Origin of the sequence: Pseudomonas taiwanensis (assembly GCF_013393345.1) — a bacterium.
Classification (GTDB): domain Bacteria; phylum Pseudomonadota; class Gammaproteobacteria; order Pseudomonadales; family Pseudomonadaceae; genus Metapseudomonas; species Metapseudomonas resinovorans_C.
This window is the reverse complement of the sequence record NZ_QJRF01000066.1, coordinates 62,902-76,738: the sequence shown is the minus strand read 5'-3', so window position 1 is coordinate 76,738 and position 13,837 is coordinate 62,902. Positions and strand designations below refer to the sequence as shown.

Annotated in this window: 12 protein-coding genes; 10 read left to right on the top strand and 2 right to left on the bottom strand. The window is 62.2% G+C overall.

The window, feature by feature from the left end; translation table 11 throughout:
* The first annotated feature begins 182 nt into the window (after positions 1 to 182).
* The 10 genes from DM872_RS18170 (at position 183) to DM872_RS18125 (ending at position 11,299) form a co-directional block, all read left to right on the top strand.
* A complete protein-coding gene (locus DM872_RS18170) occupies positions 183 to 1,394 on the top strand; it encodes an aromatic ring-hydroxylating oxygenase subunit alpha (protein ID WP_179060786.1) in 1,212 nt (403 codons plus the stop codon).
* A gap of 97 nt (positions 1,395 to 1,491) precedes the next feature.
* On the top strand, positions 1,492 to 2,412 hold the full coding sequence (locus DM872_RS18165; RefSeq protein ID WP_179060785.1) for a DMT family transporter: 921 nt from the start codon (positions 1,492 to 1,494) through the stop codon (positions 2,410 to 2,412).
* Positions 2,413 to 2,658: 246 nt separating this feature from the next.
* Complete coding sequence (locus DM872_RS18160; RefSeq protein WP_179060784.1) at positions 2,659 to 3,831, top strand: quaternary amine ABC transporter ATP-binding protein; 1,173 nt, start codon at positions 2,659 to 2,661, stop codon at positions 3,829 to 3,831.
* Between the two features lie 52 nt (positions 3,832 to 3,883).
* Complete coding sequence (gene proW / locus DM872_RS18155) at positions 3,884 to 4,837, top strand: glycine betaine/L-proline ABC transporter permease ProW (RefSeq protein WP_179060783.1); 954 nt, start codon at positions 3,884 to 3,886, stop codon at positions 4,835 to 4,837.
* 55 nt (positions 4,838 to 4,892) lie between these two features.
* The gene (gene proX, locus DM872_RS18150) at positions 4,893 to 5,933 is read left to right on the top strand and encodes a glycine betaine/L-proline ABC transporter substrate-binding protein ProX (RefSeq protein WP_179060782.1); all 1,041 of its coding nucleotides are present in this window, start codon (positions 4,893 to 4,895) and stop codon (positions 5,931 to 5,933) included.
* 73 nt (positions 5,934 to 6,006) lie between these two features.
* A complete protein-coding gene (locus tag DM872_RS18145; protein ID WP_179060781.1) occupies positions 6,007 to 7,356 on the top strand; it encodes an MmgE/PrpD family protein in 1,350 nt (449 codons plus the stop codon).
* Positions 7,357 to 7,498: 142 nt separating this feature from the next.
* Positions 7,499 to 8,539: a GlxA family transcriptional regulator gene (locus tag DM872_RS18140; protein WP_179060780.1), complete on the top strand. Its 1,041-nt coding sequence runs from the start codon at positions 7,499 to 7,501 to the stop codon at positions 8,537 to 8,539.
* A gap of 232 nt (positions 8,540 to 8,771) precedes the next feature.
* Positions 8,772 to 9,809 (top strand): GlxA family transcriptional regulator, encoded by a 1,038-nt coding sequence (locus DM872_RS18135; protein WP_179060779.1) that lies wholly within the window; start codon positions 8,772 to 8,774, stop codon positions 9,807 to 9,809.
* Between the two features lie 716 nt (positions 9,810 to 10,525).
* Positions 10,526 to 10,813: a hypothetical protein gene (locus tag DM872_RS18130; protein WP_179060778.1), complete on the top strand. Its 288-nt coding sequence runs from the start codon at positions 10,526 to 10,528 to the stop codon at positions 10,811 to 10,813.
* A gap of 156 nt (positions 10,814 to 10,969) precedes the next feature.
* The gene (locus tag DM872_RS18125; protein WP_179060777.1) at positions 10,970 to 11,299 is read left to right on the top strand and encodes a hypothetical protein; all 330 of its coding nucleotides are present in this window, start codon (positions 10,970 to 10,972) and stop codon (positions 11,297 to 11,299) included.
* Between the two features lie 458 nt (positions 11,300 to 11,757).
* On the opposite strand, the gene DM872_RS18120 is transcribed toward DM872_RS18125, so the two are convergent.
* Positions 11,758 to 13,167: an ATP-binding protein gene (locus DM872_RS18120; RefSeq protein ID WP_179060776.1), complete on the bottom strand. Its 1,410-nt coding sequence runs from the start codon at positions 13,165 to 13,167 to the stop codon at positions 11,758 to 11,760.
* Positions 13,164 to 13,826, bottom strand: a complete 663-nt coding sequence (locus tag DM872_RS18115) for a response regulator (protein ID WP_179060775.1) — start codon at positions 13,824 to 13,826, stop codon at positions 13,164 to 13,166. Before DM872_RS18115 ends, DM872_RS18120 begins: the two co-directional genes overlap by 4 nt.
* Positions 13,827 to 13,837 lie beyond the last annotated feature (11 nt).

Sequence of the window (13,837 nt, the reverse complement as noted above, 5' to 3'; positions counted from 1 at the left end):
ACTGCGACCTGCTGCAATCGCGGCGGGGCGGCTTTGCTGCTGGTTTGAGGTTATCCGAAAGGGCGCTCACGCAGAAAGCCCTGACCTTGGAAAGTGCGAGCTGACGAGTCGATGACTCCATTTTTCGCCGATTTAAGCAAGCACCGACAACTTCATGCGCCTGTTCTGGAGTGCAAATAACAATGGATAAAAACACTGCTGTTTTAGCCCTGATCCGCCAACGCAAAGAGCGTCATGCCCTGCCTCGAGCTGTCTACAGTGACGCTGAGGTTTATCGCCAGGACCTCGAACATATCTGGCACAAGGAGTGGATCTTCGCCGGCCATACATTCGAACTGGAGAAGCCGGGCCAGTACCTCACCTTGCAGATCGGGGACTACCCGGTTGCCGTGGTGCGTGGCGGCGATGGCCAGGTGCGGGCGTTCCACAATGCCTGCCGGCATCGGGGCTCCAAGGTGTGCACCGAGAACAGCGGCAAGGTCGCCAAGCTCGTGTGCCCCTACCACAAGTGGGTGTTCGATCTGGATGGAAAATTGCTGTTCGCGGGCAACATGGGGCCCGACTTCAACACGGCTGACTACGGCCTGAAGCCGGCGCATTGCGAAGTCGTGAACAGCTACATCTACGTCTGCGTAGCCGACAAAGCGCCGGATTTCGAGAAGTTCCGCAAGGCCGTCTCACCCTTCATCACCCCGCACAACCTGGATGATTGCAAGGTGGCGTTCGAGTCCAACCTGGTCGAGCGGGGCAACTGGAAGCTGGTGTTCGAGAACAACCGCGAGTGCTACCACTGCGATGGGACGCATCCCGAGTTGCTCAACTCCTATGTCGAAAACCTTTCGGTGGCGGGTGTAGGTGGGGAGGATGACCCGGAGTTGGTGGCGCACTGGAACCGCTGTGAGGCAGCCGGCCTGCCCAGTCGCCTGGTGATGGACGAAGCCGGGCAGTTCCGCATGACGCGCATTCCGCTCTCTGCCGGTGCCGTGAGTTACACCATGGACGGCAAACCCGCAGTGGCCGGGCGTCTCGACCGGAGCGGTGAGGCCGATATCGGCGCGCTGCTGTATTTCAACTATCCCTCTACCTGGAATCACTTCCTGGGCGACCACGCCCTGAGTTTCCGTGTATTGCCGCAAGGCCCCAATGAAACCCTGGTGACGACCAAGTGGCTGGTGCCCAAGGACGCCCAGGAGGGCCTGGATTACGACCTCGAAAGACTGACCCGCGTCTGGATCGCTACCAACGACCAGGATCGTCGTCTGGTGGAAGGGGCTCAGGCGGGCGTCAGCTCTCCTGCCTATGAGCCGGGGCCGTACTCATCGATTGCAGAGAACGGCGTCTGCCAGTTCGTGGACTGGTACTGCGCGACCATGACCAGCCGACTGGCCGACTGAGTCCATTTCCGCTTCGAATGGGCCCCGTTTCATCCGCCGGGTGAAACGGGGTTTTTCTGTCTGGAAGGCCTTGGCGCCGAACCCGGTGACACTACACATGAACTCGCATTCTCATCGAAATGGTCATGCCAGAGGCTTCGGCCTCGTGCTGCTGGCTGCGTTCTGTTACGGCCTGCAGCCGCTGTTCGCTCAGTACGCCTACGCGGGCGGTGCCGATCCTGTGGGGCTGCTGTTGTCGCGCTTCGCAATGGCTGCCGGCGTGCTGCTGGTGTTCCTGCGTTGGCGCGGAATACCGCTTCCCACAGGCCAGCTGGCGCGACAAAACCTGTTACTCGGATTCGGTTACGGGCTTGCGGCACTGGGCTATTACAGCGCCGCGCGATCTGCATCGGTCAGTCTGGCGATCATCCTCGTGTACACCTTTCCGGCCTTCGTAACGGTCGTATCCATAACCTGCCTGGGGGAGCGGTCCAGCACACTCAAACTGGTCAGCCTGGCATTGGCCCTGGGCGGGGTATCGATGGCTACGGGGCTCAACCTGTCCGGCGCATCGATGGGGGCGCTGTGGGCGCTGTTCGCGGCGGTGTGCTACGGGGCGTCGGTCATCTACGGCACCCATCGGATCAACCATGAAAACCCATTGGCTTCAGCCGCGATGCTGCTTCTGGGCTGTGCGCTGACGTTCGCCGTCCCGGCCGTCCTGCAAGGTGCCTCATTGCCCTCGACCGCCCCCGCATGGTGGGCAACCTTGGGGTTGGCACTGTTCGCCACCCTGGTACCGGTGGCGGCCTTCCTGGCCGGCTCGCCGCGTATAGGTCCGTCGTCGGCGGCGACCCTGTCGACCCTGGAGCCGGTGGTAGCCGTGAGCATTGCGGTGCTGCTCATGGGCGAGCAGGTCACCCACGCGATGTTGGCGGGTGGACTGATGGTGCTGATCGCGGCGGTTCTGCTGGCGCGTCAGGGTTCTTCGGAGCGGGAGTTTACTTCGCTGGAAGGCTCCGCCACTCGCGATCAATAACATGGCGTTATGGTTACGGGCGAACAAATGTCGTTGGACGCTGTAATGCCCAACCCCTAATTTGAAGCTGCAACGCGACATTCATAAATCGATGTCGCTTTTATGGAGCAGGATTTTCTGCGCGCCGGTTTACCCACGTCAGAGACGAATGGAACTCCGGTTTTGCTGGACGCTAATCACAGTCGATTTGACGAATGAAGAGCGCGAAGTTGACTGATTGGTTAATAAGCATAACAAAGAGGTTTTATGAATCAGGCCGACGAAATTCTTTCGGTAAAGAACATCTTCAAGGTATTCGGACCCCATCCGGAAGTTGCCATGGAAATGTTGCGCAAGGGCGCCGACAAGAACGAAATATTCCGCAAGACCGGTCATGTCGTCGGTGTGTTCGACGCCAGCTTTTCCGTCAAGCGTGGCGAGATCTTCGTGATCATGGGGCTGTCCGGATCGGGCAAGTCGACCATGGTGCGACTGTTCAACCGCCTGATCGAACCTACCTCCGGCAGCATCCACCTGAATGGACGCGAGATCACCGGCCTGTCGGACAAGGCACTGCTCGATGTCCGTCGCAAGGAGATGGGCATGGTGTTCCAGTCCTTCGCGCTGATGCCGCACATGAGCGTCCTGGAAAACACCGCGTTCGGCCTGGAGATTTCCGGTGTGGGCGAGCGCGAGCGCCAAGCCCGCGCCAGCGAGGCCTTGAGCCAGGTCGGTCTCGCCGGACATGAGCACAGCTATCCGCACCAATTGTCCGGAGGCATGCAGCAACGTGTGGGGCTTGCCCGCGCGCTGGCGAACGACCCCACGATCCTGTTGATGGACGAAGCGTTCTCTGCGCTGGACCCGCTGATCCGAAGCGAGATGCAGGGCGAACTCATGCGCCTTCAGGCAGAGCAGCAGCGCACCATCATCTTCATCTCTCACGATATCGAAGAAGCCATTCGAATCGGCCACCGCATAGCGATCATGGAAGGTGGTCGGGTGGTGCAGATCGGCACACCGCAGGAGCTGCTGAACCAGCCCGCCAACGAATACGTCGAGACCTTCTTCAAGGGCTTTGACAGTTCCCGGGTGCTCAAGGCCGGTGACGTGGCTCAACTCGATCCCGAGATGGTGTGTCGGGTGAATGGCAAGGCCCCGAAATTCAAGACTGGCATTCCTTATGGTTACCTGATCGACGAGTGCGACCAACTGTTGGCTGTAGTGGGAGCAGACGAAACCGTCGGTGGAGTCGCTGGGCTGCCGGGCGACGCGCTTAGCCTGCACAAGCAACACCCCGTCTACACCGACACGCCCCTTCATGACGTGCTGGATATCGTCGCGGCACTGCCATACCCGGTGCCCGTCCTGGACCGCAGCGGTGCTCTGAAGGGCACCATTTCCAAGAATCAGCTGCTGCACACCTTGAGTCGCCATTGAGCGAATCCCGCGATCACGCAGCAGCCGCAACTTCGGAGAATAGGTAGCCACCATGTCAGAGTTCAGTCTTCTCGATCCTTTCCAGAACGCCGTCATCCCGCTGGGTGAGTGGGTGGAAACCACCCTGAGATACCTGGTGCACAATTTCCGGGATGTGTTCCGCGCCATCCGCTGGCCCATCGACCAGGTGCTCAATGGCATTGAGTTCGTCCTGCAGAGCATCCCGCCGACCATCGGCATCATCCTGTCTTCGCTGCTGGGCTGGCAGCTGGCCGGCAAGCGCATGGCACTGCTGTGCTTCGTCACCCTGACCCTGCTTGGCTTCATCGGCGTCTGGTCGGAGTCCATGACTACCCTGGCGCTGGTGCTGACCTCGGTGTTCTTCTGCGCCGTGATCGGTATTCCGCTGGGAATCCTCTGCGCTCGCAGCGACCACTTGGAACGAGTGATTCGGCCAGTCCTCGACGCCATGCAGACCCTGCCGGCGTTCGTCTACCTGGTGCCCGTGGTGATGCTGTTCGGCATTGGCAACGTGCCTGGCGTGCTGGTGACCATCGTGTTCGCCCTTCCACCGCTGGTGCGCCTGACCAACCTGGGCATTCGCCAGGTACCCGAAGACAAGATCGAGGCCGCGCGTGCCTTTGGCTGCACCCGTCGGCAGATGCTGACCCGCGTGCAACTGCCGCTGGCCACCTCGACCATCATGGCCGGCCTGAACCAGACCCTGATGCTGTCCCTGTCGATGGTGGTGATCGCCTCGATGATCTCGGTTGGCGGCCTCGGGCAGATGGTCCTGCGCGGCATCGGTCGCCTGGACATGGGCCTGGCAACGGTCGGCGGGGTAGGGCTGGTGTTGCTGGCCATCTTCCTCGACCGCCTGACCCAGGCCATGGGCGCGCGCTCTAGCGCCGACCCGAGCCTGCGTTGGTACCACACCGGCCCCGTTGGCGCGCTGCTGCGTCTGTGCGGTGCCGGGCACTCCTCCGGGCGGCGCAAGACCGCCTGAGCCGATTGATTCGATCTGCCGAACCCGACAGAAAACAATATAAAGGTACGAGACGATGCATCGATCCAAGTTCTCCCACAGCCTCCTGCAATGCGCCACCGCCCTGTCCCTGGCAGTCGCTGCCCTGAGTGCCAGCGCTTCGACCGACAAGCCCGGCGAGGGCGTCGAGATCACGCCGATCTTCCCCTCCATCGCCGAGGAGCGCTTCCGCGGAGAGGTGGCGATGGAAGGCCTGCGCGAACTGGGCTACGAGGTCCAGGAGCCGAAAGAGACCGAGTACGGCGTGATGATGGTGGCCCTGGCCAATGGCGATGCCGATTTCACCGTGCATCTCTGGGAAAAGCTGCACGACAAGTTCTACCAGCAGGCCGGCGGTGACGACGTGATGGTCAAGACCGGCAACATCCTGCCGGGGGTCAGCCAGGGTTACCTGATCGATAAGAAAACCGCCGACCAGTACAACATCAAGTACATCACCGACCTGAAAAAGCCGGAGATCGCCCAGCTGTTCGACACCGACGGCGACGGCAAGGCCGACCTGACCGGTTGCAACCCGGGCTGGGGCTGCGAGCTGGTCATCTCCCACCACATGAAGGCCTATGACCTGGACAAGAGCGTGCACGTCAATCAGGGCTCGTACTTCGCCCTGATGGCCGACACCATCACCCGCTACAAGGAAGGCAAGCCGATCCTGTACTTCACCTGGGTGCCGCAGTGGATTGCCAGCGTGCTGGTCGAGAACACGGACGTGGTCTGGCTGGAGGTGCCGAAGACCGACCTGCCGGACGGCAATAACGACGTGGACACCATGTACAAGGGCAAGAACCTCGGGTTCGCCGTGGACAAGGTGGTGGCGGTGCTGAACAAGGACTTCGCCGAGGAGAACCCGGCGGCCGTGAAGTTCCTCTCGCAGGTGCAGATCAGCACGGATGACGAGAGTGCGCAGAACCTGAAGATGCAGCAGGGCGAGAAGAAGCCCGCCGACATCCAGCGCCATGCCAAGGAGTGGGTCGCCGCGCATCGCCAGGAGTTCGATAGCTGGCTGCAAGCCTCGCGAACCGCCGCTGGGAACCAGGTCAGCCAGACCAAGCAGTAATGCCTTCGGGAGCCCGTGCTGCGGGCTCCCTCATTCCCTTTACCCAAACAAAGCCCGTCTGTGGAGTCTCCACATGTCGCTCTACTCGTTCGTCCGCGATTTCCGTTTCCACCATGCACCGTCCCATACCCGCGAGCTGCTGCAGACCTGCTTGCTGGATATTCTCGGTGTGGCGGCCGGAGCGCGTGACAACCACACCAGCCAGGCGCTGAAACGCTACGCACTGGCACATTACCCGGCTGGAAAACTGGCTAGCCGCCTGCTCTTCGATGGCCGCGCGGTACACCCGCTGGGCGCCGCGTGGGCAGGGGGCTTCAGCGTTGACAGCCTGGATGCCCACGAAGGCCATTTCACGTCCAAGGGGCATGCTGGCGCGACCGTGGTGCCGGCCTTGCTGGCGATCGTCGACGCATGCCGTGAACAGGGGAGGAACATCAGCGGTGAGGAACTGCTGAGCGCCCTCTGCATCGGCTATGAAACCGCTCTGCGTGCCGGCGCCGCACTGATGGCTACCGCTCCTGAATACCATGCCTCCGGAGCCTTTTCCGGCGTCGGCGTCGTATGTGGAGGCGCGCGCTTGCTGGGCCTGGACGAAATGCGCTTCCGTCACGCGCTGGGTATCGCCGAATACTTTGGTCCGCGCTGCCCGATGATGAGACTTGTCGATCATCCGTCGATGTTGCGTGATGCCCATGGCGCGGGAGCCTACGCCGGCCTCAATGCCCTGCTGCTGGCTGAAGCAGGGGTCACCGGGGCGCCGGCCGAGACGGTGGAAGATGATGCAGTGGCCGCCCATTGGCGGGATCTCGGCGAGCGCTGGGAAATCGACGCCCAGTACTTCAAGCCCTGGCCGGTTTGTCGTTGGGCCCAGCCGGCCCTCACCGCCGTGACGGCCCTCATGGCCGAGCATCCGCAGATCCGTGGCGAAAACATCGAGCAGATCCAGGTGCAGACCTTCCATGAGTCCATGCGCCTGCAGGGGCATACGCCGGCCAACGCCGACGAGGCCCAGTACGCGTTGGCCTTCCCGCTTGCGGCGCTTGTGGTGCGGGGGCAGGTCGGGCCGTTGGAAGTGACCGGTGAAGCGATCCACGCCGCCGACATCCTCGCGGTGAGTCAGCGCGTTGAAATCGTTGAGAGCGATGAACTCTCTGCACGTTTCCCCAATGAAATCCTGTCGAGGGTTTCGATCCAGCTCAAGGATGGTCAGGTCCTCACAAGCCCGATCACCGCTGCCAAGGGGGACCCCGAAACAGCCATGAGCCACGCGGAATTCCTCGCCAAGTTCAATCTGCTGGCCGGGATCAGCCTGGGACCGGAGCAACGGCGCGAGATCGAACAGACTATTGCGGCACTCCCGGGTAGCCCCAGCTGCGAGAAGCTATTCGCCTTGCTGTTCGAGCAGGCAGGCGCGATTCGATGAGGTTGAACGGGACGCGGATCGGCCCGTGTAACGTGGTTGGTTTTTTTGATTGGGGGCTGTCCGGCACTTCACGCCGGGGGACGCGCCGCTACCAGGGATGGAGTGGCAATGATGTAAACCCTGTACAGCTGTGAGTCGAGAAATGAGAACGTCATTCGAGAGTGTATTGAAGTGCAAGAACCTGGCTCATCTGGATAGGGCCAGCCGTGCAGGTCTGACGACGCCGGTACGTCGTGTCGCCTTCATCCTGCGCGAGCACTTCTCGATGATGGCCTTCACTGGTGCAGTGGATGCGTTGGTGACGGCCAACCTCATGAGCTCGACTCCCGTGTTCGAGGTCCTGGTCGTCGGCGGAGAAGGCAACCTGGTTACGAGCGACCTGGGGATTGCCATTTCCACTGACTGCACGCTTGCTGAACTGGACGAGAAGCATCAGGACATCATCGTGGTGTGCGGCGGATTCCGTGTCCGTCTCCGCAGTGAGCCGCAACTGAAGGCGAAACTGCGTAGTGCCGACGCGGCGGGGGCGGTGCTTGGCGGCCTCTGGAATGGTGCTTACTTCCTGGCTGAAGCTGGCCTGTTGAATGGCCATGAGTGCGCCTTTCATCCTGACGGTCGAGCGATGATGGCGGAGCTCTTTCCCAAGGTGAGCGTCACCACCCATTCCCACGTGCTGGACCGCAAGCGCATGAGTTGCGCAGGCGCGAACAGCTCGCTGGGCATGATGCTCGAAGTGGTGGGACACAGCGCAGGCCAGGAACTGCTGGATGCGGTGGAGGAGGTCCTGGGGTGCGACAAGATGCGGGAAACCGTTGACGTTTCAGTGGTGTCGATCGACTTCGATCCAACCTTGCCGCGAACGCTCAAGCTCGCATTGGAACTGATGCACAGCAACATCGAAGATCCGATCGACATCGGTGAGATCGCGCGATATGCGCGTATATCCAGACGACACCTGGAGCGTCTGTTCAGGCGGCACGTCAAGGCGACCCCTCCGCGCTACTACATGGAGCTGCGACTCACCCATGCGCGCCAACTGTTGCAACACACCAACAAGTCCTTGACCGAAATATCGGTGGCCAGCGGATTTGCCACCCTTCCGCATTTCAGTCGCTGCTTTCGCGAGAAATTCGATGTGGCGCCCGGTCAATTTCGTTCTCGGTCTCAGTTCCGGGTCGGATAGGTGGCGCCGCTGAGGGCTGCAGGGCTGCCCTGTGGCTGCCGGCAAAGCTCGCTGTCGGCAGCGATCAGTCCAGACGCGGCGTCGCTTCGGGAAATGGAAGCGGCGAATGCAGAACTGTCCGGAAGCCCCCAATTGTGAGAATTTGCTTGCGCTGGTACCAGACTTTGGAGCGACATCCAGGTATCAGCAGGGGAAATGTCGATTCGTACCCTGAGTTGCTGTGAGTCGAGAAATGAGAGCGTCCTTCGAGAGCGTTCTGAAGAGCAAGAACCTGGCGCACCTGGACAAGGCCCGTCGTTCAGGGCTGACCACGCCTGTTCGTCGTGTGTCCTTCATCCTGCGCGAGCATTTTTCGATGATGGCCTTCACCGGTGCGGTGGACGCGTTGGTGACGGCCAATCTGATGAGTTCGACCCCCGTGTTCGAAGTCGAGGTGGTGGGTGGGGATAGCAATCTCGTCGTGAGTGACCTCGGCATCTCCATCTCCACCGATCGCACCCTCAGCGAGTTGGATGAAAAGCGTCAGGACATCCTGGTGGTCTGTGGCGGCTTTCGCGTTCGACTTGAGGGTGAGGCGCTGCTACGGACGAAGCTTCGATCGGCCGACGCCGCCGGGGCGGTTCTGGGAGGGCTCTGGAATGGGGCCTTTTTCCTGGCTGAAGCAGGCTTGCTGGATGGCCATGACTGCGCCTTCCACCCGGACTGTCGGGCCATGATGATGGAGCTGTTCCCGAAGGTGAATGTGACGAGCCATTCCCAGGTGCTCGACCGCAGGCGAATCAGTTGTGCCGGCGCGAACAGCTCCCTGGGCATGATGCTGGAAGTCGTGCGCCACAGTGCCGGCGACGAACTGGTGAGTGCGGTGGAAGAGGTGCTCAGCTGCGACAAGATGAAGGATGTCGTCGATGTGTCAGTTGTCTCCATCGATTTCGACCCCACTTTGCCTGAGTCGATCAAGCTCGCACTGGAGCTGATGCACAGCAATATTGAAGATCCCATCGAGATTGAAGAGATTGCGCGCTATGTGGGGATATCCAGGCGACATCTGGAACGCCTTTTCCGGCGCTACGTGAAGGCGACGCCGCCACGGTACTATCTCGAGCTGCGGCTCACCCGGGCACGCCAGCTACTGCAGCACACCAACAAATCGCTGATCGAGATCGCAGTGGCGAGCGGGTTCGTCACCCTCCCACATTTCCAGCGCTGCTTCCGCGCGATGTTCGAAATGGCCCCGGGGCAGTTCCGCAAACGAAATCACTTCAAGGTTTGAGCGTGCGGGCCAGGCCACGGAGACCGGCGGTCATCGTCGCAGCCTTGCTCGCATGGCAAACACGTGGCGCTGCGCAGACGCTCGCGGGGATATGACTGACTGCGGAATTCAGGTGGACAGGGCACGCCGGAGGTTCGCGAGCAAGCTCGCTCCTACAGGTGTGTTGATTTCATTTGAGCTTGGGAATCCACGTTCTGACGTGGTCTAGGGTTAGCAGGATGAATCCCTGCGATCCAGAGCGGCAAGGCTCTATGTAGGAGCGAGCTTGCTCGCGAAAGGTCGGCAACGCGCCTGAATCGGACACATCAGCCGGCGCAAAAAAAAGCCGCCTGTGTGGCGGCGGCGAGGTCTCAAGCCTTTGGCCTTCGACGAGTCACGTCTGTACGGAGGAACCGGCTTCGAAGCATTCGAGGCCGTGCAGGTCGCAGAACCGGGTGAGGGCCTGCCAATGCGATCAGCTGGAAGCGCACCGTGATCAGCGGAGCGATGCTGTTCATGACCTGACTGCGATGCAGATTACGCTGCCTTTGCCGGGCAATAGCTGTCCATACCCGACCACGAAAAGGACGAACGCGACGCGCCATGCTGATTCAATAGCCCTGGTTGTATGCGCCGGCAGCACTCAACAAAGAACGGAGCTCCAGACCGGCTTGCGCCAGCCTGGAAGCTCCGCAAGGTGCGACTCCCCAGTTCCTTCTTCGTTATGGTGCCGAACGGTGCCCCACTTCGACGTCATCGAAGTCCGGTGCGTCAGCGGCATCCTCGGCTACGTCCGCAGCCTCCCTGGCTGCATCGCGGGCTGCGTCGCGGGCAGCATCAGCAGCAGCCTTGGCCGCATCCCTGGCGGCATTCGCGTCGTCCCTTGCAGCGTCCCGAGCCGCATCTGCCGCTGCTCTGGCAGCGTCCCTGGCGTTATCCGCAGCCGCTTTTGCGGCATCCCGCGCGGCATCCGCGCCTTCGTCACCTGCCGCCTTGGCTGCATCGCGGGCCGCATCGGCGGCTGATCGGGCGGCGTCCCTGGCTGAGTCTGCGGCATCCCTGGCTGCATCCCTGGCGGCGTCCGCATCAGCCCGGGCGGCATCCCTGGCTGCATCCGCATCATCTCGGTCCGCGTCCCTGGCGGCATCAGCGGCATCGTTGTCGGCGTCGTTATCGTTGTCGTGGTCGGCATCGTTGTCGTGGTCGCCCCTGTTGCCGGCGACACCTCCGTGGTCCGCATCGCCGCGTCCCGGCCCGCCATGGCCATCGCCATCGCCATCGCCATCGCCATCGCCATCGCCGTCACCGTGGCCGCCATGTCCGGAGCCGGCGTTGCCGCCGCCCCCGTCATGACCGCCTCCATCTCCTCCGTGGCCGGAACCGCTTCCTCCGCCACCGCTTCCTCCGCCATGACCACCGCCGCTGCCACCAGAGCCGCCGCCGTGACCACCGCCACCGCCACTACCACCACCGCTACCACCACCTCCGTCCTGGGCATGGACGCTGAGTGAAGTCGAAATGTAATCAGGTACCAGCACGCTGGATGCCGAGAGAACACCACCAATCGCTAGAGTGAGCAGGCACTTTCTAAAAGACATAGTCGGGCCTCCGTCTCGGTCTTCTGGGGTTGTCCCCGAGGAACACTCAGTCGGTTGAGCCTGGAGCAAGGCCCGTGGTTCAGCACTGGGTCCATCCTTCTGGACGGGCGGAAGGGGCGTCTGCACAAGGCTCTTGGAGCGCAGTGGAATAACGCGAGGGGCCTTTGGTACGGGGCTTTTTAACGGCGAAGAATTTTGTGGGAAATTTTCCCACAGTGAATCACGGGGGAAACACCTGGAGGCTGTTCGCCGGACAGTTTGAACTTTCAGCCCGGCTTTACATGTCGGCATGCATCTGACGAGCGGTAACCCATTGCTCCACGAAAATCCTCCCTGAGGCTCGCCAGTGAAGCGGTATCGGGAAGGGCGTATCAGCGCTTCCCCATGGTCGAGGCGGGTGAGCTGTGCAGGGGCTTGGCGCGCGGTAGCCGGAGATCGGCGCGCAGGCCGCTGCCTTCGCGGTTGGCGAGGCTGATGCTGCCGCCCAAGCGAGAGGCAATCATCTGCACGATGGCCAGGCCGAGCCCCGCGCCCTGGGGGTTGTCCTGGCTGTAGAAGCGTTCGAACAGCCGCTCCAGTCGGCTCTCGTCGATGCCTGGCCCCTGGTCTTCGACCCGCAGCAGGAAGCAGTCCTGGCCATCCGGCCGCAGGCTGACCTTCACTTCGCTGCCGGCCGGGGAGAAGTTGCTGGCATTGGTCACCAGGTTCTGCAGGGCAATGCCAATGGCCGCCGGATCGCTGGTGGTGCGGTAGTCGCCTTCCGCCACGTCCAGGGACAGCTCCACGCCCTTGTCCAGCACCAGGGGCGTGAGTTCGGCAAGGTGCTCGCGAACCAGCGGCTCCAGGTCCACGGGCTGCCATTTCTGTTTGGCCAGTTCCGGTTCCACCCGGGCCATGGTGAGCAGCTGGTGAACCACGTGGGTCAGGCGGTCGACGCCCACGGTGAGAAATCGCAAGGCTTCGGTGCGCTGTTCATCGTTCGTGGCTTCCAGGGCGTTCTGCGCATGCAGGCGCAGGACCGTGAGGGGTGTTCGCATTTCGTGGGCGGCGTCGCCGATGAAGCGACGTTCGCGCTGGAGCATCTGTTCGATCTGCGCCAACAGCCGGTTGATCGCCGCCTGCATGGGCTCCAGCTCCCGCGGCAGTGGAACGACCTGCAGGGGCGCGAGGGAGTCGGCATGCCGGCTGCGGATCATTCGCGCCATGTTCTGCAAGGGACGCAGGCCCCAGCCGATGGCGAGCCAGACCAGCGTCGCGAGGATGACGATGCCGATCAGGTTTGGCCACAGGGTATGGCGCACGATGCGTTCCACCAGGTCCTGACGCACATCGTCGCGCTCGCCCACCCAGATCAGCAGGCCCTGTTCCGGGTCCGGCAGGACGAATCCGCGCCAGTGGTGGTCGCCGAGCTGGAGGTTGTAGAACCCTGTGCGAACGGGGACGTGGTCGAAGGGCGGTGAACTGGCCGATTGCACCAGGCTACGGCCGTCGCGGTCCCAGACGTGGAAGGCCAGCTTGCTCTCGTAGGGGTGGCCGACCTTGTGCGGCCCGGCCTGGCTGAGGGCCTGGTTGAACGCCCGGAACAGTTCAGTCCGGTCGCTGCTGGCCTGCGGCATGTGCATGACCCCCAGTAACAGCCGGGCGTTCTGCGCCAGGTGGGCATCGTAGATTTCCTCCACCTCATGGCTGCTGTCGCGGTAGTTGAGGTAGACGATGATCAGTGTGCCGAGCAACAGCAGGACCATCACCAGCCCCAGGGTGCGGCGGCGCAACGAGGTCATGGCTGCGCATCCACCAGGTAGCCGATGCCTCGCACGGTGCGGATAAGGTCGCTGGAGAGCTTCTTGCGAAGGTGGTGGATATGCACTTCCAGGGTGTTGCTTTCGGCTTCTTCGTCCCAGCCATAGAGCGTCTGCACCAGGCGCTCGCGGGTGAGCACCTTGCCCGGTTGCGAGAGCAGTTCGTGGAGCAACTGGTATTCCTTGGGCGTCAGCGGCACCGGGTTGCCTTGGTAGCTGACTTGCTGGTTGGTCGGGTCGAGCACCACGCCGGCGTGTTCGATGAGTACCTGTGGCCGGCCCGCGCTGCGGCGCAGGAGGGCGCGCAGACGGGCCTTGAGTTCATTGAGGTCGAAGGGCTTGACCAGGTAATCGTCGGCGCCGGCATCCAGGCCGAGGATACGGTCCTCAAGGGCGTCTCGGGCGGTGAGTACCAGTACCGGCAACGTGGAACCGCCAGCCCGGAGTTTCTGCAGGACGTGCACGCCGTCCAGTCGCGGCAGGCCGAGGTCGAGGATGGCCAGGTCGAACTCTTCGTTCTGCAAGGCGTGCAGGGCGCTGGCGCCGTCGGTGAGCCAGTCGATGGTATAGCCCTCCTGGCGCAGGCCGGCGCGCACGCCTGCGCCGAGGGCGTTGTCGTCTTCGACGAGTAGAAGTCGCATGGGTCGCCTTA